The organism is Streptomyces sp. AHU1, assembly GCF_045343905.1.
GTDB classification, from domain to species: Bacteria; Actinomycetota; Actinomycetes; order Streptomycetales; family Streptomycetaceae; genus Streptomyces; species Streptomyces triticiradicis.
Genome location: NZ_CP174283.1, coordinates 8,770,484 through 8,793,556, shown reverse-complemented (window position 1 = coordinate 8,793,556; position 23,073 = coordinate 8,770,484). Strand labels below are relative to the sequence as shown.

Here is a 23,073-nt window from a genome sequence, read left to right as displayed (position 1 = left end):
TGGCCAGGGTTCGCAGTCCGGCCACAGCATCGGCCCACCGACGTGACTGTCGTGCATGCCGGGCCGCCCCGGCCTGGGGTGCAACCGTGTCGTCCGGCCCCGGTGGGCGGCCAGCTCCGGGAACACGGCCTCCACGGATACCGGTCTGGCCGGCGTGGTCCTCGTCATCCGGGGACCGTATGCGGCCGGGCGACCATCACGCGAACGGATTGCCGCGAGCCCGTGCAACCGGCGGATCCCTGCCCGTTCCTCCACGAGGATGCCCCTCCCCCTGGCCTTGATGGCCAAGGCCGTGCTCGACGGCAGAGGCCTGGCGGACAGGCCGACCGGTGACGGGGATCCCGCCGTGCGGGCAGCGGCTCAGGACTTGATGGCCGCGATCGACAACCGCGCGTGCAAGACCTGCCGTCCCACCTGACCACAAGCCCGTTGCCGCTGACCGGCGGCCGTCCACCGCACCGAGGAAAGCACCCGTCGCCGTTTCCGATACCCGTGGGCTGCCGCTGTTCCCCGCTCGATCGGGCACGGCAGGGGCACTGCTCGGTCAGAAGGCGCTTCGCCACCAGCGATGCGGCGGATCACCGTACGGCACGGCGTCGGGGCGTTCGAGGATCTTCAGATCGAGGGGCTGCACGATGCTGCGGAGCTCCCGTGAACTCTTCTTCGGCAGAGCACGGATCGCCAGCTCCGGCAGATCTCGCTCGTCAGCCGGTTCAGGGCAGCATTCGGGGACACCGCACCGGTCACCGAACGGTGAAGGGAGCTGATCTTTGGGTGCCTTGGCGATGGCGGTCCACCGGGAGAGCGCCCGCTCGATCAGTCCTGGCTGAAGCCGAGTCCGCTCCATACGGCCGGGTTGCCGCGAAGGCCGGTGGAGTCCTGATGACCGGGTCAAGAGTCCGGTGATCTCGAGCTGGGCATCGTCCTGCAGGATCTCGCACTGACGGGATCCGGGCCGCATCGCGACGGCCCGGCCACCGGCAGGTGTCCGGAGCGTCGGCCGCTGACCGTCAAGGAGCACGAAGCCCGCCGGGGATAAACGCCAAGCCAAAGCTGCGGCGAAGCGAATGGCCTGTGAATCATCTGCAACTGCCCAGGTCAGGCCGGTGGCATGGCCAACCACCGTGAAATGCATCCGCCCGAGCGGGTGTCGGTCCGGGCGGTCCGTCATTTGCGCTGCGATACGGGCCGCCAAGAGAGCCCGAATCCACCCGGACCCGTACATTCAGGGATCGCTTCAGGACATTGGGTGATTGATTTCGGTCCGGGGCAAAGGGCAGGGTTGCCGCGCGGGAGACCCCTGGGCGATCCTCGGTGAGGCGCGGGGGAAGCGACGGAATGGCCGTACGGCCAATTCCGTCGCGTTGACCATTCCCCGTGACGTGACCGCACGATTCGGTATTAGCTCATTGGGGAAATTGCAATGTCACGGACCAAGAGGATGGTGCGTTCCTCGGCCATGGCGATCGCCGCGGCCGCCGCTCTCACCGTCGCCGTACCGGTCGGCAGCGCCTACGCCATCGACGAGGTTCCCTGCCAGGGCAGGACGGACCTCCTGAAGGTCGAAGGGCACTCCTGGGGAGGGTCCCTCGAGATCTGCTACGCGAACGCCGGCAGGGACGAGTACCCGGGCGGCATCTGGGTGGACAGGATCAGCACCGGCAACAACGACATCACCTACTACGACGTCAACGGGGCCACGGTGCACATCAACCGGTGGACCGTATTCCAGCCGCGAAACGCGGTGCACGTCAATGCGATTCAAATCTGGTGACGACTCCACGAACCGCGATCGCGTAATACGGAAACCTCGCGGATAGCGCCGGGATGTGGCGGGGTAATTCCTCTCCGGGACACCCCGCCTCAGCCTCGATCCACTGCCTGATGATCGGCCTGTCGACGGAGAAACAGGAAGAGGTACCCGCTGCCGACTTCGGCCCGTCGGGGTAAATTTTCGCGAAGCACCTGTAGAGCCAGGGATATTGGCCGTATCTCGCGGCAGGCGGTCTGCGGGGGCTACATCTGTTTCGAGGACGAAGCCGGTTTCACCCCTCGGCAGTCCCGAGGACGCACCTGGGGCCGACGCGGCCGTATCCCGGTCGTAACGGTGAGCGGCCGACGCTCCGGGCACCTGTCGGCGGCCGGGCCGTCGCGATGCGGCCCGGCTCCCGCACCCGACTGTGCCACCGTCCGCGGACCCGTCTCGTGGGCGTGAGCTGATCGCCCGGCGTGCATGGCCGGCGGACAGAGACATGGCGTCGCTCGAGGCGGTCATGGCCGCCTTGGGGTTTTCCGCCTTTACCCGCCCACCGACCGACGACGACAGCAACAGCGCCGCACCTACAGTGAACGAAGGACCGACGCCCTCGGCTCGGTGGCGGAGCCGCGCGCGGAGCAGGTCACGCGTTCACCCGCGGATGGCCGCACAACGGCTCACAGCTCTGCGGGGACCCCCAATTCTGCCGGTGCGTGGCTTCGTCGACCGGAGGAAGCCAGGACGGCCGCCCCGTGAGCACACCGGAGGTCGCCGTACTTCGCCGGTGTACGGCACGACCTCACCACGTGGGCTCCTCCCACGGGTCGTAGCGCTTGAGAGTCGCTCGTTCCGGCAGTCCCAGCCGCTTCGCCGCCCGGCGTCGCTCCCGGACCTCCGCAGCGGTCCTCGGCCGGTAGCCGGGGCCGTCGCAACCGCACGAGTGGAAGGTGAGACCGGCGCGCAGCGTGGCCTCCAGCGCCTTCCAGGCCCCCTTGTCCCCACGACGGGGGACGGCGAGGTCGAACCCGGCATCGATCATCGGGGCTCGGCAGCGTGGACATGGATGCGCTCGCGGGGACAGCGGGTTCCGCTTGAACGACGACCGGCACGCCAGACACACGAAGTGCGGCTTGTACGAGATCGCGTATCGGCACATGCCGACAAGGTAGGGGCGATGCCGAGATGGAACCACCGCTTTACCGACCGGGTCCGACGCAGGTTCACGGACGCCTCGAGCAGATGACGCCGCGGGCGAGTCGGAGCGGGCCCTCGCTCCTTGAGCCATGGACACGTCGGCCCAGGACGACAGCGACCTCGACGTGGCCGAATCAACCGATAGCACCTATATTGTTCCCTACCTCTGCCGGGTCGGGCGGCGCCGCGTGCGCCGCGTGGACGACCTGCCCGCGAACAGTCGCGGTGCTGTGCGGAGGATGGGCGAGCCATGGACTGGCGTGAATCGGCGGCCTGCCGTACCGAAGACCCCGAACTCTTCTTCCCTCTCGGTGAGGAAGGCCCGTCCCGAGGGCAGATCGAGCGGGCACGCGCCGTCTGCCGCAGATGCCCGGTCGTGCCCGCCTGTACGGACTGGGCCCTGCTGAACACGGAGCGCGACGGGGTGTGGGGCGGGACGACGGCGGCCGAGCGGCGCACGCTGAGCTCACGAGAGCCGGCCGAGCGCCGCACCCCCTGATCACAAGTGCGCGAGCCCGGATCATCCCGACAGCGTCACCGGACCGTACGCCCCGTGGAGCCGGTCACCCCGTGCGCGCCGCGTACGCCGCGGCGGACGCTCTTCCGTCAGAGCTGGCACGACCTGGTCTTCCTGCACTGGCCCGCGGACCCGTTCGAAGTGGCAGGCCTTCTCCCGCCCGGCACCGTCCCCGACCTCCACCGTGGCCGGACGTACGTCGGTCTGGTCTTCTTCCGTCTGCGCGGTCTCGCCTTCGGCGGCACTCCGGCGCTCCCGTACTTCGGGTCCTTCGACGAGGTGAACGTCCGTCTCTACAGCCGGGACGCGCTCGGGCGTCGCGGAGTGGTGTTCCGCTCGCTGGAATGCGACCGCCTGGTACCCGTCCTGGCCGCGGACGCGTCCTTCCGGCTCCCCTACCGTTGGTCCCGCATCCGCAGCCAGTGGTTCGAGAACCGTCTGCTGTACCGGACCAGCCGCCGCGGAGCGGCCGGAGCCGGGGCCCGCGTATGGCTGGAGATCGAGAGGACCCCTGTGGTGCCGGAGCCCGTCGAGGAGTTCCTCACGAACCGCTGGGGACTGCACGGACGCGCCCTCGGACGGTCCTACTACCTTCCCAACACTCATCCCGCGTGGTCGTTCCGCCGCTGTTCCCTGCTCGACTGGGACGATTCGCTCATCGCGGCCGCGGGCCTGTCCCAGCCGGAGGGAGCACCGCTCAGTGTGCTGTACGCGCCTGGCGTGCCGGTGCGGTTCGGAACACCGGTACCGCTGCCCGGCACCTGAGCGGGCGGTGCGTCGCGCGGCATGTCCGACCCGGTCCGCCGAGCCCGCCGCCGGGAACGAACGCAGGCCGCTGACCACGTGGTTGAGCCGGTGGTTTCTCCTGTGGACACTTGCGGGGTGAGCGAAGCCGACGAGCACGTCGAGTACATACCGAGAGAGCTCCAGTCGCTGGATCCCGCGGTGCGCGCCGACATCCTGTGCGTGCTGGACCGCGTCGTCCGGGACCTCCCCGCCCACTGGCGGCGCCGCAAGGGGGTGCCTCAGCTCATGGTGTTCCTCGACGGCCCGGAGAGTGCGCGGATGGAGAGGATCACCCTGCGGGAACTGTCCGAGCACGGATATCTCGACGAGTTCAGCCGCTGGGACGGCATCGTCCCGGTGCTGAAGGCCCGGGAACACGGCTGTGCCGCCCTGGTCCACGGGAACCGTATTCACGCGAGGATCAACCGGATCGGCCCCTTCGGGTCGGGTTGGCACGCTCCCGACACCTTCGTCACCGTCCGCGTCGCGCACCGGGACATGAGAATGCTCCGGTCTTTTTCGTTCGAGTTCGACGTCGAGGGCCGGCTCTTCCCGCGGCTCGTGTTTCCCCGGTGGGTCCACGACAGCATCGCGCGCGCCCGGCGGGGTTGACCCCGGGGCGAGCGCTCCGGTCGTGCACCGCCCCTTCACGGAACGGGGTGGCCCGCGCCGTCCGTGGCCCCCGCCTGGCTGGAGAACTTGTTCAGGAAGACCTCGAAGCGGCCGTCGGGAAGCCGGGTGAGCGTCCCGCCGTCCTGCCAGGGGCCGTTCTCCGGCGCCCACTGGGAGTCGGCCGGGTCGCCCTGGTTCTGGTGGATGTTGTGCATCCCGCGCTGCCCTCCGGCATCGTGCTCGAAGGGCTCGCCGAAGACGAGGACGGGCCGGCCCGGCACCAGGATCGACTCCAGGGCGGTGGCCGCGTCGACGTTGGAGCCCGCCTGCCAGGGGTGGGACCCGAAGAGGTCGAGGAGCTCCCGCAGCCAGGACGGCGGGCGGCGTTGGAACAGGACCCCGGACCGGTCGACGAGCGCCGGGTGGCGCAGGTGGTCCAGGGCTCCGGAGTCCGGCTCGGACACCAGGTCGTGGTACCCCGGGGCGAGCAGCGGGACCGGCCCGAGACCGCCGGGGTCCAGGGTGAACGTCTTCCACTGCACGCCCACGTTCGACTGATGGCTGTCGACGTCGACGGCACAGTGGTGGCGCACGTCGGAGGCGTCCACCTCCAGGTGGAGGTGGAACCAGCGGCCCTGGTCGTCCGGCTGGTCCCGGTAGTGCCGGTACAAGGTCCCCGACAGCACGCCATAGCGCTCCAAAGGCATGCCGCCAGTGAATCACCGGCACACACCCGACGCATCACGGCGACAGCGCTCCGTAGGCGGAACGCCGTCGGAGCGAACCGGTCGACGGAGGCCGTCCGGTCACCTGGACGGGCGGCGGCGCGTCGCGCGCGAAAGGCCGGCGAGCCGCCGCCACCGCCGGTCGTCGGCACGGCCGGGGCGGGACCCGACGGCTGCCGTGACGACGACGAAGTGACGGTCGGGACCCGGCCGGTCTCGCCGACCCGGTTCAATGTGGCGCCCGTTGCCCTACCTTGGTCGTATGGCGCTGCATCATCACAGTGACCGTCCGTGGCGCGTGAGGGTGGACGACGAGGAAGGCACCCCCTGTGGCGCCGGAGTACTGCTCGACGACCGGCATGTGCTCACCTGCGCGCATGTCGTCCGCTACGCCGGGGCCGCGCCCGGGGGCACCTCCTCCCACGTGCGGATCAGCAGTGTGGCGTGCCGCCCGGAATGGACCCGCACCGCGCACGTGGCCCTCAGCACGTGGGTGCACGACCACGACACGCAGCGCGGCGACGTGGCACTGCTCGAACTCGACGAGCCGGCCGGCTGCGGCACCCGGACCACGTTGTGGAAGGCGCCCATCTCGGGGGGCACGGTCCAGGTCTACGGCTTTCCCCGTGACGAACCGTTCGGCATGGGGGCGGACGCGCGGCTGGCGGGATCCGGCCACCGGCAGGGCGAATGGGGCCTGTTGAAGCGGATACGCGAGGGCGACCCGTGGATCGAGCGTGGATATTCGGGCGCCGGGGCGATGGCGGTGGGCGGTGAGTTCGACGGCCGTGTGATCGGCATCGTGGTGGCCGACTACGTCAACGGCGACGCGAAGGCGGCCTGGATGCTGCCGACCGAGACGATACTGACGTACCTGCCCCGGATCGAGGAGTTCACGGGCGGGGACCGCAACGACGAACTGGGTTCCTCGCGCGGTGAGTTGACCGAAGACGTGCTGGGCGACCCGCTGCGGCTCGCGCTGACGCAGGAGCTCACCCGGCTGCTCGGCGGCGACTGGTGCGGCACGGTCGTCGTCGGCACCGGCGGCACGAGCGCCGTCGGTGACTCCTGGCTCGTCCGTCTGGTGCGGACGGCCGATCCGGCGGCCCGGGCCACCGCCACCGACGCCGAGCTCACCGGTGCCCCCGGTGACACCGTGCTCGGGCTCGGCACCTTCGACGCGGCCTACGACGCGCGTGCCAGGTCGGTCGCCGACGTCAGCGGCTACCTGACCGGCCGGTTCGGACTCCCCGGCGGGGACCCGCAGGAGGTGCGGCGGCAGCTGCTGCGCCGCAGGCCGCCCGCTTGTCTGGTGGTGGGCGGCGTCGACCGGGCCCAGGATCCGGAGGCCCTCTTACGGGAACTGCTGGGGCAGTTGGCCGCCCGCGCCCGGTCGCGCGGCCTCCGTCTCGTCCTCGGCTTCGAGGGGACGCCACCGGCCGGCCTCGCCTACGACGTGTCCCTCGACCCCGAACCGCTGCGCGGGGACGCCGTCCGGGGCGTGACCGCCGCCGAGGCCCACGCGGCCGTGGAACGGCTCGCGGCGCAGGAGGACGCCGCGTCCGCGCTGCAACGGGAGTGGGGCGTACGGTTCTTCGCCGCGCCCCGGCTCCCGCCCCGCGCCGCGCCCCGGTTACGGGTCCGGCTGGCCGTCGCGCGGACGACGGAACCCGGTCACGAGCTCACCGCGATCCACGACCGGGCCCATGACGCCCGCACCGCCCTGGTCCGCTTCGACCACGACCTGCGCCGGCTGATCACGGCTCACGAGGACCTCACCGCCTCCCTGGAACTGCACCGGGTCCGGGCCGCGCGGTACTTCGGCGCCGAGGACCGGCAACTCGCCGAGCGGCACGCCCCCGCCGCCCGCGCGCTGCGGACCGAGCCGATCGACCTGGAGGCCGCCCGCGGCCGGGTCAGGCGCTACATCGACGAGGTCGACCGACGGCTCGAGGAGAGGTGACGCATGGGGACCGGCCCTCGGACGTGCGACCGTCCCGACTGCGGGCGCGGCACGATCGACGAACAGGGCTTCTGCGACGTGTGCGACCGGCAGCCGCAGGCACGGGACGCGACGGCGCCGGCGCCCCGCGCCCCCGAACCGGGTCCGGCCCCGGACCCGGCCCCGTCGGCACGGGTGGGCACGGGCCTCGGCGTGGCGCAGGTGCGCCCGGACCCCTGGTACGGCCTCGGCCTGGTCGATCCCCATCAGGTACCGCGGGCCGCGGACGTACCGCCGGTCGCGCCGGGCCCGGTCGCCGAGGCGCACCGCTTCTGCCCCGGTCCCTCCTGCGGGCGGCCGGTCGGCCGCGGCCACGAGGGCGAGCCGGGCCGGACCGCCGGCTTCTGCCCGTACTGCGGCACCCGTTTCGACTTCGGCCAGCCCGACGGCCTCACCATCGCCGGCCGCTACGACGTCACACGCGTCCTCGGCTCGGGGGCGTACGGTGCCGCCTACCTCGCCCACGACCGCAATCTCGCGACCGACGTCGTCCTCAAGGCCCTGCACAGGACGGTCGCCAGGACCGCCCGGCACGAACGGGACGTCCTCGTCGGTCTCCGGCACGACAGCATCGTCCGCATCCTCGGTTACGAGCAGGAAGGGCCGCACCTCGTTCTCGAGTACGTGCCGGGCGAACCGCTCTCGGCGCGCGACGGCGACCGCCTCGAAACCCTCCTGGCGCACGGCGTGCGTGTCCTCCAGGCGCTCGACTACCTGCACGCCCGGGGCTTGCTCCACTGCGACGTCAAGCCCCTGAACATCATCCGTTTCGGGGAGGAGAGCCCGACGGGCGCGCTCGACCGGGTGCGGCTCATCGATTTCGGCGCGGTGCGCAACCACACGAAGGACACCGGGCCGGTCGTGGCGTACACGAGGGCGTACGCGCCGCCGGAGACCGATCCGGAGCACCGGCGTCCCACTCCCGGCTTCGATCTCTACGGACTGGGCATGACCCTGCGCGAGGTCTGCCGCTCCCGCTGGACGGACAGCTCCGCACCGGGTGCCGACTCGCTCCGCCTGCTGCTGGAGCGTGCCACGGACCCCGAACGGCCGTGGTACCGGTTCGTGTCGGCCCGGCAGTTCGCGGAACAGCTCAGCGGGGTCATCCGGCAGGTCGTGGCGGCTCCGCCGACGTGTCGTCAAGTGGCCCGTCCCTCGGCCCTGTTCGGCTCGGTGCCCGAACCGCTGCACGGTGGCCTGGGCACGGCCCGGCCGCTCGCCCACTGGGTCGGGGCGCGAGCGGAGGAGAACGCCCTGCTGAAGATGCCCGGGCCGTTCCTCTCCCCCGCCCCCGGCGAGGTCGCGGCCACCCTCCCGGCGCCCTTGTCCGATCCCGACGACCCTCGCCTCACGGGCTCGGCCGACGGCGCGCTGGCGGAGAGCCGGCTCGCCCTGCGCAGGAGGGACGCCGCGTCGGCGGCACGGCGGCTCGCGGCTGCGGGCCTGCCCGACTGGCACTGGCTGCCCGACTGGTACCGCGGTCTGATCGCGCTGGCCGAGGGGTCCCCGGAGCGGGCCGCCGTCGCGTTCACCCGGGTGCGCAGGGCGCTTCCCGGCGAGCTGGTGCCCCATCTCGCCCTCGGTCTGTGCGCCGAACTCCGCGGGGACCGCGCGGTCGCGCGGTCCCACTACGGCACCGTCTTCGACACCACCCCCGCGCTCGGGGCGGCCGGTTTCGGCCTGGCCCGCGTGCTGCTGCTGGACGGCGAGCGCGCGAGGGCGGTGGACATCGCCGAGCAGCTGGCCAAGGAGTTCCGCTACGAGCGCGAGGCACGCGTGGCAGCCGTACGCCTGCGCGTCATGGTCCTCTCCGAGCCGGGCCACCCGGTGCCGACCGAGGACGACGTGGCCCGGGCCGGGGAGTGCCTGCCCGGCCTCGACGTGGACGAGGCGGCGGCCGCCGCGCTGCGGGCCGAGATCCAGTACGCGCGGTTCCTGCACACCCACGACCGGCTCGAACTGTCCGGCGCGGTCCGCGCCCTCGGCCCGCACGCGCCGACCGAGCGGGAGTACGTCGCACTGGTGGACCTGGCGAACCGGCTGCGTCCGGCGCCGGGATGGGGACGGCCGGGAAAGCGCGGCGGAACGAGTCGTTCCCGTTCCGGAGCGGCACCCGGCGCACTAGGCTCCTGACCCGTTCCGTCGAGGAAGCGAGCATGCTCCGCAGGAGAACACGCGGCGACACGGACGGGGGTGCCGGTGGAGGACAAGTCACCGTTGGGGCTCGGCTTCACCCTGGAGGTGGACGCACCCTCGGATCTGTCCTACGACGAGCGACGGGCGGACGCCCTGATCACCGTCACCGCACACTCCGCCGCGGCCTCGGCCGGGCAGAGCCCCGGTGCCGAGATCCTCATCATGGACCGCTCGTTGTCGATGTCCGGCTACAGACTGGACGAGGCGAAGCGCGCGATGTGCGCCGCCGTCGACACCCTGCGGGACGGCACCCTCCTCGGGATCGTCGCGGGCAACCACCGGGCCGACGTGATCTTCCCGACGACGGGCGGCCTGGCCCGGGTCGACGCCCGGGTCCGGGAGGACGCCAAGCTCCGGGTGGCCGGCCAGCTCGCCGAGGGCGGCACGGCGATCGGCCAGTGGCTGGCTCGCGCCCGCCACCTCTTCGCCACGGTGGACTCCCCCGGCACGGTGCGCCACGCCGTCCTCTACACGGACGGCAAGAACGAGCACGAGACACCCGGACAACTCGACGAGATCCTCACGACGTGCACCGACCGGTTCGTCTGTGACGCGAGAGGCCTGGGCGAGGACTGGCACTACACCGAGCTCCTCCGTGTCACCGAGACCCTGCATGGCACCGCCGAGGCCGTCGTCACCGTCTCCGACCTCACGGAGGACTTCACCCGCCTGATGCGCGAGGCGCAGCGGATCGTCGTTCCCCGGGTGTATCTGGGCCTGCGCCTCAACAGGCGTTTCCAGCTCGCGTTCGTACGGCAGACCCGTCCCGTCGAGGCGGAACTGACGGGACGTCGACAGCATGACGGGGAGACGCTCGTCCCGCTGGGCTCATGGCCCCCGGAACGCCGCCAGTACCAGATCTCCCTCCGCTTCACCCCCGACAGCCTGACCGTCGACGAGGTCCTGCGGGCCGTCCGCGTCACCCTGCACGCCGAGTTCCCCGACGGAACCCGACGGCCCTGCTCGGACAGCGCGGCCGTGGTCGTGTGCCGCCGCTCGACACCGGGATCCGCCGTCGTCCCCTCCGCCGACCTCACCCGCGTCGAGAACGAACGCGAGCTCGGCATGGCCATGCGCGCCTGCGCCGACGCCCACGAGCGCGGTGACCTCGACCGCGCGGACCGCGAACTGCGCCTCGCCATCGGCCTCGCGGCGTCCCTCCCGGACGCCACGCGCCTGCGGCTGCTGCGCGAGATCGCGGCCGACGGCCCCGACGGCCTGCCGCGGGTGCGGCGGAACGTCCCCCGGGGGCTGGTACAGAGGATCGGCGTCGCCTCGACCAGGGTCACCCGAGAGCCGGACGGCCCGTACCAACCCCCTTCCCCCGGATCCGGGCCGTCGCGTGTGTGCCCACGGTGCGGTACGGCGTCGACGCTGCCCACGGCGAAGTTCTGCCAGGAGTGCGGGGACCGGCTGGACGCCGCGAGCGCGGCCGGCGGGCCGGCGGACACGCCGTGACCGGCGGACGGTTCCACGCGCCGCGTCCCCTCGCGCGGTCTCGGGCGCCCCACCCGGTCGTGGTGCTGCGGTGGCTCAGGGCGTCCGTGCTGGGCACGGTGGCGCTGACGGCGCTGCTGTACCTGGTGGTGGCGAACCGGGGCGGGGAGGAGATCGCCGCCGCCCGCCGTACGACGACGGCCATCCAGCACATCGGCGCGGCGTACGACGAGGCGGGGAAGGCGAACGACGCGCTCCGCGCCGTCTCCCTGAGCAAAGCGATCGACCTGACCGGCACCAGCAACGACTTCGCCGCCGCCACCGCCCGCGTGACCTCCCACCTCACCTCGGCGGCCGAGGGCAACGCGGCCGGAAGGCAGGGGCTGAGCCACATCGAGTTCGTCCAGGGGCAGTTGACCATGTGTGTGCAGATGGCCAACACGGCGGTCCTCGACGGGGTGCCGGGCGTGACGAGGGCACGCGACGCGTTGGACGACGCGCCGGAGTACGACGGCAGGGCGCCGGTCCCCTTCACCGGCGGCCTCAGGCAATCGCTCAGGGATCTCCAGGAGCTGGAGGTCCAGGCCCGCCACGACCGGCTCAGGTCGGGCTGGCGCGACCCCGCTCTCCTCCGTCCCCTGTTCCTCGGGCCGGTGGCGGTCATGCTGCTGCTGGTCTGCGCGACCGGCTACATCGTGGTCCACCACTTCCGGCGCCTGCCCGGCCCGGCGCTCGTCGTGGCCCTGCTGGCCACCGCGTCGATCGGCGTCACCATGTGCACGACCGACCCGCTCGCCCCGGCGGTCGCGCTGCCCGTGCTCGCCGCCGCGGGCGCGCTCGCGTACCTGGCCTACCGTCCCCGTCTCGCCGAGTACAGGTTCCCCCGCTCATGAGACGGCTCACGGCACCCCTCGTGCGCTGTGCCCTGGTCCTCGGTCTGCTCATGGCACCGGTCGCGTGCGAGGAGCCGGAGAGGGACAAGGTGACGATCATGGTTCCCTGGTCCGGCACCGAGTTCAAGGCGTTCTACGCGGTCGTCAAGGACTTCGAACGCGACCACGACGTCGACATCGAGCCGCAGGTGACCCGCGCCCTGACCCAGCAGCTCGACGCCGCGGTGGCCGCGGACGCGGAGCCCGACCTGGCGGTGCTGCCCAGTGTGGGAGCGATCGCCGGATACCGTGAGGAGGGCGCGCTGCGGAAACTGGACGTCGACACGGACGCCTACGCGCAGCCCTTCCGCGGGCTCGGCATGAACGACGGGGACGTCTACGCCGTCCCCGTCAAGGCCGACGTGAAGAGCCTCATCTGGTACGACGCCAGGGTCACCCCACGGCCTCCCGGGAACTGGACGGCTCTGCGGTCCCGTTCCGACACCTGGTGCCTGGGGCTGGAGTCCGGTCCGACGTCGGGCTGGCCCGGCGCCGACTGGATAGCGGACATCCTGCTCGCCGACGAGGGCGTCGGCCCGTACACCGCCTGGGCCTCGGGCGGCACGCGGTGGGACGGGGAGCCCGTCGAGGACGCGTGGACCGCGTGGGGGGACATCGTGGCAGGCGCTCGCAAGGACGCCGCCACGTCCAACTTCCGCGCCGCCGCCGAGAAGATGGCCAGGAGGCAGTGTTCCCTGAGCCACGGCGCCCTGTCCGCGATGGCTTTCGAGCCGGACCGGGTGAAGGACGGGGGGTACACGTACGTGCCGTCCTCCCGTGAAGTCCTGCAGGTCTCGGCGGACTTCGTCGGGAAGTTCACCGAGAACGAGAGCGCCGACGAGTTCATCGAGTACCTGGCGAGCGCGCGGGCCCAGCAGGCCTGGGTGAACGAGCCCGGCTTCGCGCTCTCCGCCGACAACGAGGTGACCGAGTACGACAACGCCACTCAGGGCCGGATAGCCGCGCTGTTCCGCTCCCCCCGTCACACGCTCTGCTTCAGCGCCGCCGACGCGATGGATCCCGACGTCTCCGCCGCCTTCTACCGTGCGGTCCTGAACTTCACGAACGGCAAGCGCCTGCTCCCCCTCCTGGAGGCGCTCGACAGGGTCCAGGAGCAACTCGGACACGCGCGCGCCCCGTCCTCGCCACCGCCCGGACCGCTCTGCAGCCACCCGGACCGTCCCTGATCCCTCCAGGAGCCCTCATGCCCGACGCCGTCCAGTTCACCCTCGACGACGGCACCGTCGTCCTCGTGGCCCCGCCCGCCCGCACGGGCACCGGCGCCGTGGGGCTGGGAACCCGTCTCGAGAGCGCGGGAAGGAGCCTGCGCGAGGCATTGGCGCCGATCACCGCCGCCGCCTCCGAGGTGATCGGCCAGTTCCGCAGCGTCGCCCAACGGCCCGACGAGGTCGAGGTCACCTTCGGCGTCGTCCTGGACGCCAAGCTCGGCGCGGTCCTGACGAGCGCCGGCACGAGCACCCACCTCGATGTCACGCTCCGCTGGAGCGGCACGGAACCGACACCACCGAGCTGACCCCGGGCCGGCACACCGGCCGGCCCGGCGGACGCGAAAGGCCTCCGCCTTCACCGGATGTTCACCAGGGCGCCATACTGCGCCCATGAGCACAACCGCCGGACCACAGGCCTCCCCTCAGCCCTCCTCCTCACCGCCGCCGTCCCCGGCCGGCCCCCTCCCCGCCGACCGGACGCGGGCACCGCGGAAGTGGTGGATCGCCCCGCTGGCCGGTGCGCTGGTGGCGCTGCCGGTCCAACTCGTCGCCGCCTTCCTGCTGCTGATGTCCCCCATGGCGTTGGACTCGTGCTCCGCCGCCGACCCGTGCGGGCGCGCGGAGGCCGCCATCGGCGCGACGCTGGTGCTGCTCCTGCTGGCACTGCTCTCCCTGGGCGTGCCGTGGTACTTGGCGAGGAGAAGGAGTCTCGGCGTGGGCATCGGGGTGAGCCTGATTCCGCTGGGTCTCACGCTGGCGTCGATCGGCACGCTGCTCCTCGGGATCGGGTCGGGCTGACGGCCCCGGGAACGCCCCGGGGTACCGGCCGCAAAAGGTGAGTACGGCTACTCAGGCCCCGGTGCCCCTCACAGCCGACGATGAAGGTCGACACCGCAGAGACCCGGAGACCGAACATGCTCAGCCGCCTCGCCGACGTCCTGATGCCCGCCGTCGGCCGCCTCACGATCACCACCGACCCGGGCACCGAACTCGCCCCCGGCAGCATCATCGCCGCGAACCACACCTCGCTCGCCGACCCCGCCGTCGTGCTCGCCGCGCTGCACCGCCTCGGGGCCCGTCCGGTCGTCATGGCGGCCGCCGGCCTGTGGCGCGTCCCGCTTCTCGGACGCGCCCTCGCCCGCGAAGGGCACATACCCGTCCACCGTGGCGGCCTGCGCGCGGCGGACGCCCTGGACGGAGCCGCCGAGGCGCTGGAGCGCGGGCACTTGGTCCTTATCTACGCCGAGGGCGGTCTCCCGCACCGGGCGGACGCCGCGGAAGCGGCCCCCGGGGCCTTCCGCAGCGGCTTGTCCCGGCTCGCCCGGAGAACCGGGGCTCCTGTGGTGCCCGTGGGTCAGGCCGGCTCCCGTCGGATCGTCTCGGGAAGCACGGCCAAGCAGCTCGCGGGCCTGTTCACGGCACCGCTTCGCCGTCCGCACCTTCATGTGCACGTGGGCGAGCCGATCGAGCTGACGGCGGAGGGTGCCGCCCGGACCGAGCAGGCCCGCACAGCGGTGACGGCCGCCTGGCGCACGGCCGCCGCCCGGCTCGGAGAACCCGCCGCGCTCGCCGCGTAGGCCCACGGCGTCCGCGACATCCCTGCGGCCGGACGAACGGGCTGCCGTCGAGAAGGACGTGCGAGCGGCTGCCGCCGACCTTTTGCGCAGCCGTGGCGAACAGGTGCCGGAGGAGGTGTGACCGTTCACCGGACGCGGTCGTCCTCCGATCCGTCTCGGCGGTGTTCTCAGCCGAAGGTGTCGCAGCGGGCGATGCTGCCGGTGCTGTAGCCGGTGGAGAACCACTTCTGGCGCTGGCTCGCGGAGCCGTGGGTCCAGGTGTCGGGCGTGACCTTGCCCTGGTACCGCTGCTGGATGCGGTCGTCGCCGACGGCGGCGGCCGCGTCCAGTCCGCGGTCGATGTCGTCCTGGGTCAGCTCGGTGATCAGTGGCTTTCCGCTGTGGGGATCGGGGGTGGTCGTGGCGTGGTGGGCCCACACCCCGGCGTAGCAGTCCGCCTGCAGCTCCAGTTTCACCGAGCCGCTGCCCTGGCCCTGGCCGCTGCCCCGGGAGATCGTGCCGCTGAGGTCCTGGAAGTGGTGGCCGTATTCGTGCGCGATGACGTAGGCCTCGGCGAAGGGCCCGCCCTCGGCGCCGAACTTGCTGCTCAGGTCGTCGAAGAAGCCGAGGTCGAGGTAGACCTTGTCATCGGCCGAGCAGTAGAAGGGGCCGACGTCGGAGGTGGCGTTCCCGCAACCGGTGTTCACGCTGCCGGTGAACAGGAACGTCGGGGCCTGCTCGTAGGACTTGCCCGCGGCCGTCCCGGTCCGCTTCCAGAACGCCTGGACGCTGTCGACCACGGCGACGATCCGGCACTCTTCCTTGCTGTTGGCGTCGGCTCCGGTCCGGCAGTCGGCCGACAGGTCGGCGGCGGACGTGCCCGGCGAGGTGCTGCCGTCCGAGCCGAACAGGCCCGGGTCCACGCCGAAGAGCACCGATACGACCAGCACCAGCAGCCCGGCCACTCCCCCGCCGACGGTCTTCCCGCCGCCCGGGATGCCGCCCAGCGCCCCACCGCGGTTGTCCTGCACCTCGGACGTGTCCAGGGCTGCGTCGTCATCGAATTGCATGCGTCGGCTTTCCCTCAGGCAGCGCGTCGGCCCGCACCGCGTCGTGACGCCCGCGTACCCCGTGCGAGGGGGTTCGCATCATCACCGGCACCGCACCCGCGGACAACACGAACAGCTGCGTTCGCAGCCCTCGACCCTGTACCGGGATCAAGACCCGCGCGGCACCGGCCGCCGGGGGCGGAACGACACGAACGCTCCGCCCCCGGGATCGGCCGCGCCGTCGTCAGTTCGCCGCGGTGAAGGTGTAGCTTCCCGCCGGCAGGTGGAAGCTCGCCGGCCCCGCCGGGACGGCCTGGGCGGGCGCGACGATCGACTGCGGCCGTGAGGTGGGTACGGTCACGGCCGCGTAGGTGTTGACGGGCACGGTGACCCGCAGTTCCAGTCGTCCGCCGGAGACCGACCAGCCGCTCGACGCGCGGCCGAAGGGCGTGTCGTACGCGGTGTCGGCGGAGGTCAGCCCGCCGCCGGGCCGCGGTGCGACGCGCAGGGAGGCGTAGCCGGGGCTCGCCGGACCGAGGCCGCCGATCCGGCGGTAGAGGAAGTCGCCGACCGAGCCGAGACCGTAGTGGTTGAACGAGTTCATGCCCGGATCGTTGAACGATCCGTCGGTCCGGATGCCGTCCCAGCGCTCCCAGATCGTGGTGGCACCGTGGTCGATCATGTAGCCCCAGCCGGGAAAGCCCCGCTGGAGCAGGATCCGGTACGCGGTGTCGACGTGCCCGTGGTCCGCCAGTACGGGCAGCAGGTTCTCGACGCCCAGGAAGCCGACGCTGAGGTGCCCGTTCGTCGCGGTGACCTTGGCGGCCAGCTTGTCCGCGGCCGGCTGGACCAGGGACGCGGGCAGCAACTCGAAGGCCAGGGCCAGTACGTAGCCGGTCTGGGTGTTGCCGCGGACGGTCCCGTCGGCGGTGACGAAGCGCGCGGTGAAGGCCGCCGCCACCTGGTCGGCGAGCCGTCCGTAGGAGGTGGCCTCGGCCGTGCGGCCGGTGGCCGCCGCCATCCGTGAGACCAGGCGCGCCGACCAGGAGAAGTAGGCCGTGCAGATGAGGTCCTGCGCGGTGTTGTCGTTGACGTTGAGCCAGTCGCCGAAGGTCTGCCGGTCGCGTATCAGGTCGCTCCCGGCGGTGCCGCGCAGATAGTCGACCCATCGCGCCATCGCCGGGAAGTGCTGGTCGACGACGGTGAGATCGCCGAAACGCTGCCACAGCGTGTACGGGATGATCACGCCGGCGTCACCCCAGCCGGCCGTGCCGGAACCACCGATCACCGCGGGCGCCACGTCGGTGAAGGCGCCGTCGGACTGCTGGGCGTCCGTCAGGTCGTCGGCGAACTTGGCGAGGAGGCCGTGGCTGTGCAGGTTGAAGGTGGAGGTGGCGCAGAAGGCGGCGATGTCGCCCGTCCACCCCAGGCGTTCGTCGCGCTGGGGGCAGTCGGTGGGGATGGAGAGCATGTTGCCGCGTTCGCCCCAGACGATGTTGTGCTGGAGCTGGTTGATCAGCGCGTCGGAGGTGCTGAACGTGCCCGGCTGTGCCGCGTCGGTCCACACCGCGCGGCCCGTGACGGTGCCGCTGTCCGGGCTGAACCCGGCCGGTGCCCCGCTGAGTTCGACGTAGCGGTAGCCGTGGACGGTGAACCGGGGTTCGTACGTCTCCACTCCCCCGGTACCGGCGAGGGTGAACCGGTCGGTGGCCTGGGCGGCGCGCAGGTTGGTGGTGTAGAGCGTGCCGTCGGGGTTGAGGACCTCGCCGTGCCGGACGGTGACCGTCGTGCCCGCGTCACCGCTGAGCGCGATCCGGTTCCAGCCGGTGAAGTTCTGCCCCAGGTCGAAGATCCACACCCCTGGCCGGGGCTGGGTGATCGCCACGGGGCTGAACTCGTGCTGGACGGTGACACCGTCGTCGACCTGCGCGACGAGACGGGGCGCGGTCCCGTCGTGGACGGTGGCGTTGGCCCAGTCCTTGTCGTCGAAGCCTGCCTCGTCCCATCCGTCGACGTGCAGGCGGGCGTCGTAGGACTCGCCGTCGTAGAGGTCGTCCGCCGTGATCGCGCCCGTGCTCGTCTTCCAGCCTCCGTCCGTCGTCACCCACTGGGTGCTGCCGTCGGTGAAGGTGATGAGCAGTTGCGCCGCGTACCACGGCCGGGTGCCGTAGTGCCGGCTTCCGGCGAAGCCCAGACTGCCGGAGTACCAGCCGTTGCCCAGCCAGGCACCGAGCACGTTGGTCCCCCGGCGGATCCCTCCAGTCACGTCGAAGACCTTGTACTGCAGGCGTTTGCCGTAGTCGGTCCATCCGGGGGCCAGCACGTCGTGGCCCACCTTCGCCCCGTTGAGCCGGGTCTCGTGAAGGCCCAGCGCGGTGGTCAGCAGCCGGGCGGCGGCCACCTCCTTGTCCACGGTGAAGCTCTTGCGCAGCAGCGGCGCGGGGCTGACGACCCGCACACCGGATCCCCACGGACCGGCGCCGTACGCCGCGACCGCCCGGGCCGCCGGCCAGCCGCCGTCGTCGTCGTACCCGGGGGTCTGCCAGCCGGAGGGCCCGCTCTGGAACGACTTCCACGACGCGTCGGTGACGATGGTCGGGCCCCCGGTCACCGTCAGCTTGGCGATGACCGCGGCGGGAGACTGACTCGTGTTGCGGGCGACGACCGCGATCACGTTGCGGCCGCTCGTGAGGCGGGCGGTGACATCGACGAGGGCGGCGCTCTTCCACGAGTCGGTGACGCGAGGCGAGGAACTCACCAGCGTTCCGTTGACCCATACGTCGGCGGTGTCGTCCCCGGTGACGACCAGCGTCGCGGCGGTGGGCGCGTCCGTCAGCGTGAAGGTGCGGCGGAAGTACCGGGTCTCGGCGGGACGCCCCGCCGCGGGATCGCCCTCGGGGTACCAGATCCAGCCCGCCCCCGACAGATCCGGGCCCGTCGGCCGTCCGATGAACGCGGCACGCCACTCGTCGGCCGGCGCCAGTAACCCGGTCTCGAACCACTCCGGCTCGCTCCACGTCCCCGAACGGCCCTGGGAGTCCCATACGCGTACGCGCCAGAAGTAGCGGGTCAGACTCGCCAGGGGTCGGCCGGCGTAGGCGATGTCGATCTGCTGGCCGGACGGGACACGCCCGCTGTCCCACAGGTCACCACCGCCGGCGGCCGTGGACGAGACCTGGACCTGATAGCCGGCCTGCCGCTGCTGACGCTCCGTCGAGTCGAGCCGCCAGCCGAACCGCGGCCGCGCGGTGTCCACCCCCAGCGGGTTGTCACGGCGCTCCACGGTGCGGCCGGCCACGCTCAGCGGCGACGGGGCCGCGAGGTCGGGGGCGGCGACGGCGCTGTACCAGGGGGCGACACCGTAGGCGCCCAGGTCCCGGGCGGCGGGCCAGCCTCCGTCACCGAAGCCGGGCTGCTCCCATCCCTCGGGCACGTCCTTGCCCGCCGACCAGCCGCCGCCGGTGACGACGTCGGTCGTGCCGCCCGCGGACAGGACACGGACCCGCCCGATGACGCCGGCGGGGCCGCCCTGGTTGCGGACCGCCAGGGCGAGGGTGTTGACGCCCGTCGTCACGGCGGGCCGCAGGTCCACGTAGAGGGCCCTGCGCCAGGAATCCGCGCCTCGGGGAGAGCCCGCCAGGGGCGTTCCGTTGAGCCAGACGTCGACCGTGTCGTCGCCCGTGACGACGAGCTGCGCGTCGGTCACCTCGCCCTGGGCGACGGTGAACCGGGTGCGGAAGTAACGGTGTCCGACGGGGGCGTCGGTGCCCGGATCGCCTTCCGGGTACCAGATCCAGTGGGCCGGGGAGAGGTCGACGGGCAGTGCCCGCGGTGTGCCGGTGGCCGCTCGCGCGCGGGCGGGGAACGCGCCGACGGCCCCCGCGGCGAGCGCGCCCACGGCCAGCGCCGATCCGGCGCCGAGGAAGCCGCGCCGGCTGAACGCGGGATGGTCGCGGGGGGTGGGCGAGTCGGGGCCGTGAGGGGTGGGCGAGTCGGGGCCGTGGGGGGTGGTCTGACTGGCCAACGAAGTACTCCTTCACACACGTCGGGCGAAGCAGGACGGCTCGGCTGTACGACGGACACGGACAGGAGCGGCCGGTCCACCATGGATTTGAAACGTTTCAATACGCTGGTGCGGTCGCACCATACGAAAGTCGCCAAAGGGGGTCAAGGGGTTCGGCGCACCGTCCGGGACGGCTCCACGCCCGTCCCGCGCGATCGGCGGGATCCGGCGGCACCGGCCGTGGAGCGCGGTGACGCACACTGGAAAGGCACCCCGACAGGGTGCTCCGCGACCACGGAGGCAACCGCCGGCGGCCGGGATCCCGCGGCACGGACCGGGAGGGCCATGACGCCAGGTACGACACCGGGTACGCCCGGACGGCAGCCGGGCGCACTGCGTCGGCATGCCGTGCGCCTCCTGGCGAAGCCGCGACGCCGCCCCGCACCGGCCCCTCCCCCGCGCTCCGCCCAGCTGCGGGCGCTCACCGCCCTGCTGGACGAGGCGGTGGCGGCGCAGACGCCGGCGGACCGGACGGTGGCGGCCTGCGGCGAACCGGGCCCCCTCTCCGGGCAGACCGCCCGGGAAGCCGGACGGCAGTACAGGGTCCTGCACCGGCTGCACGCGCGCGTGCGTGATCTGCCGCTGACGGAGGCCGATCTCGTCCGGGCCCAGGAGTACGCGGGGCGACTGCTCTCCTACGGCCAGTGGATGATGCGCGAGGCCATGGACCTCGCCTTCCCCTCGAACCCGCGTCCGGGCGTCGAGGCGGCTCGGCTCCACCTCAACGGTCTGGGAAGGCCCGCCGACGACCTGCGCAGGCTCCGCGACGCCCTCCGCTCCGAGTGCGGCAGCGGACCCGCGGATCGAGGGCACTGAGCCGGCCGGCCGTCGCGGGCGGCGGCGTCGACGCGTACCCGGACCCCTTCGGATCGGGAGCCGGGCACGCGTCGACGCCGCCGGTCCGGTGGCGCCGCCGTCCGGCTCAGCGGACGGACGGCGCTGTCCGGCTCAGCGAAGTGTGCGCTCCAGTCGCTCCGCCACCAGCTTCACGAAACGCCCCGGCTCCTTCGGCCGCCCGCCCTCCGCGAGCACCGCGAGTCCGTGGAGCAGGTCGGCGGTCTCGGCGAGCCCGGAGCGGTCCTCGCTCTCCTGGTACGCCTGGTTCAGGCCCTGGACCAGGGGGTGAGCGGGGTTGAGTTCGAGGATCCGCCGGGTGGGCGGAACCTCCTGGCCCATGGCCCGGTACATGCTCTCCAGCGCCGGGGTGAGGTCATGGGCGTCGGAGACGACACAGGCCGGGGAGACGGTCAGCCGGGTCGACAGGCGGACGTCCTTCATCTCCTCCCCGAGGTGTTCCTTCATCCAGCCCAGCAGAGCGGCGTACGTCTCGGCCTGCTTCTCCCGCCCGTCGTCGGTCTGTTCGCCGTCCTGGACGTCGAGGTCGATCTCGCCCTTGGCGACGGACCGCAGCCGCTTGCCCTCGAACTCGCCCACGACGTCGACCCACACCTCGTCGACGGGGTCGGTGAGCAGCAGGACCTCGACGCCCCGGTCCCGGAACGCCTCCATGTGCGGGGAGTTCTCGATGGTCTGCCGGGACGTGCCGGTCATGTAATAGATGTCGTCCTGGCCGTCCTTCATCCGCTCCACGTACTGCTGGAGCGTGGTCGGCGCCTCCTCGTCGTGGGTGCTGGCGAAGGACGCCACGGCCAGCAGGGCGTCGCGGTCGTCGGCGTCGCCGAGCAGGCCTTCCTTCAGCACGGCGCCGAACTCCCGCCAGAACGCGGTGTACTTGTCGGCGTCGTTCGCCTTCATCTCCTTGACCGAGGACAGGACCTTCTTGGTCAGCCGGCGCTGGATCATCCGGATGTGCCGGTCCTGCTGGAGGATCTCCCGGGAGACGTTGAGCGAGAGGTCCTGCGCGTCGACGACACCCTTGACGAAGCGGAGGTGGGGCGGCAGCAGCGCCTCGCAGTCGTCCATGATCAGTACGCGCTTGACGTACAGCTGCAGACCGCGGCGGAAGTCCCGGGTGAACAGGTCGTGGGGCGCGTGGGCCGGGAGGAACAGCAGCGCCTGGTACTCGAAGGTGCCCTCGGCCTGGAGGCGGATCGTCTCCAGGGGATCGCGCCAGTCGTGGCTGACGTGCTTGTACAGCTCGTGGTACTCGTCGTCGGAGACCTCGTCGCGCGAGCGCGCCCACAGCGCCTTCATCGAGTTCAGCGTCTCGGGTTCGGGCGTGTCCTCGCCGTCGGTCTCCTGCGGCAGGAGCCGGATCGGCCAAGTGATGAAGTCGGAGTACCGCTTGACGATCTCCTTGATCTTCCAGGCGGAGGTGTAGTCGTGCAGCTGGTCGTCGGGGTCGGCCGGCTTGAGGTGGAGCGTGACGGCACTGCCCTGCGGCGCGTCGTCGACCGTCTCCAGGGTGTACGTGCCCTCGCCGCGCGACGACCACCGCGTGCCGCTGCGCTCCCCGGCGCGCCGGGTCACCAGGGTCATCTCGTCGGCCACCATGAAGCCGGAGTAGAAACCGACGCCGAACTGTCCGATGAGTCCCTCGGCCCCGGCGGCGTCCTGTGCCTCCTTCAGCTCCTGGAGGAAGGCGGCCGTACCCGAATTGGCGATGGTGCCGATGAGCTTGCCGACCTCGTCGTACGACATCCCGATGCCGTTGTCCCGCACGGTGAGCGTCCGGGCCTTCTGGTCGAGCTCGATCTCGATGTGCAGGTCGGACGTGTCGGCGTCGAGCCCGTCCTCCCGCAACGCGGCAAGACGCAGCTTGTCCAGCGCGTCGGAGGCGTTGGAGACGAGCTCGCGCAGGAAGACGTCCTTGTTCGAATAGACCGAGTGGATCATCAGCTGGAGCAGCTGGCGTGCTTCTACCTGGAACTCGAACGTTTCGGTCGCCATGCTTCGTATTCCTCACAGGTTCCTGGGTGGCCGAATCGGGCGACAGCCACTGTAAGACACCAAGTCGGCGCATTGTCACCGCTGTTCGCTGTGGGCGCGCCCGCACCCTGTGCGAGGGTTCTCGGACGGAGGGAGGACTTGATCTTCCTGGAAACCGGGCTCGGTGATG

At 71.8% G+C, this 23,073-nt stretch carries 20 protein-coding genes; 14 read left to right on the top strand and 6 right to left on the bottom strand.

The features are described 5' to 3' along the window. Window positions 1-259: 259 nt before the first annotated feature. Window positions 260-418: a hypothetical protein gene (locus ACICHK_RS38890; RefSeq protein ID WP_406840664.1), complete on the top strand. Its 159-nt coding sequence runs from the start codon at window positions 260-262 to the stop codon at window positions 416-418. 126 nt (window positions 419-544) lie between these two features. Here ACICHK_RS38890 and ACICHK_RS38885 read toward each other — a convergent pair whose 3' ends face one another. Further along, on the bottom strand, window positions 545-1,171 hold the full coding sequence (locus ACICHK_RS38885; RefSeq protein WP_406840663.1) for a hypothetical protein: 627 nt from the start codon (window positions 1,169-1,171) through the stop codon (window positions 545-547). 252 nt (window positions 1,172-1,423) lie between these two features. Between ACICHK_RS38885 and ACICHK_RS38880 the strand changes: the two genes are divergently transcribed. Beyond that, window positions 1,424-1,774: a beta/gamma crystallin domain-containing protein gene (locus tag ACICHK_RS38880; RefSeq protein WP_151473581.1), complete on the top strand. Its 351-nt coding sequence runs from the start codon at window positions 1,424-1,426 to the stop codon at window positions 1,772-1,774. A gap of 781 nt (window positions 1,775-2,555) precedes the next feature. Here the strand turns inward: ACICHK_RS38880 and ACICHK_RS38875 are convergent. Continuing rightward, complete coding sequence (locus ACICHK_RS38875; protein WP_406840662.1) at window positions 2,556-2,795, bottom strand: hypothetical protein; 240 nt, start codon at window positions 2,793-2,795, stop codon at window positions 2,556-2,558. 405 nt (window positions 2,796-3,200) lie between these two features. On the opposite strand from ACICHK_RS38875, the gene ACICHK_RS38870 reads away from it, so the two are divergent. From ACICHK_RS38870 to ACICHK_RS38860, 3 genes are all read left to right on the top strand, one after another. Next, complete coding sequence (locus tag ACICHK_RS38870) at window positions 3,201-3,449, top strand: WhiB family transcriptional regulator (RefSeq protein ID WP_406840661.1); 249 nt, start codon at window positions 3,201-3,203, stop codon at window positions 3,447-3,449. A 54-nt stretch (window positions 3,450-3,503) separates the two neighbouring features. After that, window positions 3,504-4,232 carry a YqjF family protein gene (locus ACICHK_RS38865; protein ID WP_151473578.1) on the top strand — a complete coding sequence of 243 codons (729 nt, stop codon included), beginning with the start codon at window positions 3,504-3,506 and terminating at the stop codon, window positions 4,230-4,232. 117 nt (window positions 4,233-4,349) lie between these two features. After that, complete coding sequence (locus ACICHK_RS38860; protein WP_406840660.1) at window positions 4,350-4,865, top strand: hypothetical protein; 516 nt, start codon at window positions 4,350-4,352, stop codon at window positions 4,863-4,865. A 35-nt stretch (window positions 4,866-4,900) separates the two neighbouring features. Here ACICHK_RS38860 and ACICHK_RS38855 read toward each other — a convergent pair whose 3' ends face one another. Continuing rightward, a complete protein-coding gene (locus tag ACICHK_RS38855; RefSeq protein WP_406840659.1) occupies window positions 4,901-5,572 on the bottom strand; it encodes a DUF2278 family protein in 672 nt (223 codons plus the stop codon). Between the two features lie 280 nt (window positions 5,573-5,852). Between ACICHK_RS38855 and ACICHK_RS38850 the strand changes: the two genes are divergently transcribed. The 8 genes from ACICHK_RS38850 to ACICHK_RS38815 all read left to right on the top strand — a co-directional run bounded on the left by ACICHK_RS38850 (window position 5,853) and on the right by ACICHK_RS38815 (window position 14,963). Further along, on the top strand, window positions 5,853-7,553 hold the full coding sequence (locus tag ACICHK_RS38850) for a trypsin-like peptidase domain-containing protein (protein ID WP_406840658.1): 1,701 nt from the start codon (window positions 5,853-5,855) through the stop codon (window positions 7,551-7,553). A gap of 3 nt (window positions 7,554-7,556) precedes the next feature. Then, the gene (locus ACICHK_RS38845; protein WP_406840657.1) at window positions 7,557-9,725 is read left to right on the top strand and encodes a tetratricopeptide repeat protein; all 2,169 of its coding nucleotides are present in this window, start codon (window positions 7,557-7,559) and stop codon (window positions 9,723-9,725) included. Window positions 9,726-9,791: 66 nt separating this feature from the next. Continuing rightward, window positions 9,792-11,246 (top strand): VWA domain-containing protein, encoded by a 1,455-nt coding sequence (locus ACICHK_RS38840; RefSeq protein ID WP_406840656.1) that lies wholly within the window; start codon window positions 9,792-9,794, stop codon window positions 11,244-11,246. Beyond that, the gene (locus tag ACICHK_RS38835; protein ID WP_406840655.1) at window positions 11,243-12,118 is read left to right on the top strand and encodes a hypothetical protein; all 876 of its coding nucleotides are present in this window, start codon (window positions 11,243-11,245) and stop codon (window positions 12,116-12,118) included. The genes ACICHK_RS38840 and ACICHK_RS38835 overlap by 4 nt, the downstream gene beginning before the upstream one ends. Continuing rightward, window positions 12,115-13,344 (top strand): ABC transporter substrate-binding protein, encoded by a 1,230-nt coding sequence (locus ACICHK_RS38830; protein WP_406840654.1) that lies wholly within the window; start codon window positions 12,115-12,117, stop codon window positions 13,342-13,344. Before ACICHK_RS38835 ends, ACICHK_RS38830 begins: the two co-directional genes overlap by 4 nt. A 17-nt stretch (window positions 13,345-13,361) precedes the next feature. Continuing rightward, on the top strand, window positions 13,362-13,691 hold the full coding sequence (locus ACICHK_RS38825) for a CU044_2847 family protein (protein ID WP_151473570.1): 330 nt from the start codon (window positions 13,362-13,364) through the stop codon (window positions 13,689-13,691). Between the two features lie 85 nt (window positions 13,692-13,776). Continuing rightward, window positions 13,777-14,184, top strand: a complete 408-nt coding sequence (locus ACICHK_RS38820) for a hypothetical protein (protein ID WP_406840653.1) — start codon at window positions 13,777-13,779, stop codon at window positions 14,182-14,184. A gap of 116 nt (window positions 14,185-14,300) precedes the next feature. Continuing rightward, a complete protein-coding gene (locus tag ACICHK_RS38815; protein ID WP_406840652.1) occupies window positions 14,301-14,963 on the top strand; it encodes a lysophospholipid acyltransferase family protein in 663 nt (220 codons plus the stop codon). Window positions 14,964-15,130: 167 nt separating this feature from the next. On the opposite strand, the gene ACICHK_RS38810 is transcribed toward ACICHK_RS38815, so the two are convergent. Both ACICHK_RS38810 and ACICHK_RS38805 read right to left on the bottom strand, forming a co-directional pair. Continuing rightward, window positions 15,131-16,012 (bottom strand): neutral zinc metallopeptidase, encoded by an 882-nt coding sequence (locus ACICHK_RS38810; RefSeq protein ID WP_406840651.1) that lies wholly within the window; start codon window positions 16,010-16,012, stop codon window positions 15,131-15,133. A 223-nt stretch (window positions 16,013-16,235) separates the two neighbouring features. Then, on the bottom strand, window positions 16,236-20,015 hold the full coding sequence (locus tag ACICHK_RS38805; protein WP_406840650.1) for a family 78 glycoside hydrolase catalytic domain: 3,780 nt from the start codon (window positions 20,013-20,015) through the stop codon (window positions 16,236-16,238). A 324-nt stretch (window positions 20,016-20,339) separates the two neighbouring features. Here ACICHK_RS38805 and ACICHK_RS38800 point away from each other — a divergent pair, with 324 nt between their 5' ends. Then, a complete protein-coding gene (locus tag ACICHK_RS38800; RefSeq protein WP_406840649.1) occupies window positions 20,340-20,870 on the top strand; it encodes a hypothetical protein in 531 nt (176 codons plus the stop codon). A 132-nt stretch (window positions 20,871-21,002) separates the two neighbouring features. Here ACICHK_RS38800 and htpG read toward each other — a convergent pair whose 3' ends face one another. Next, window positions 21,003-22,904 carry a molecular chaperone HtpG gene (gene htpG / locus ACICHK_RS38795; protein WP_406840648.1) on the bottom strand — a complete coding sequence of 634 codons (1,902 nt, stop codon included), beginning with the start codon at window positions 22,902-22,904 and terminating at the stop codon, window positions 21,003-21,005. Between the last annotated feature and the right edge of the window lie 169 nt (window positions 22,905-23,073).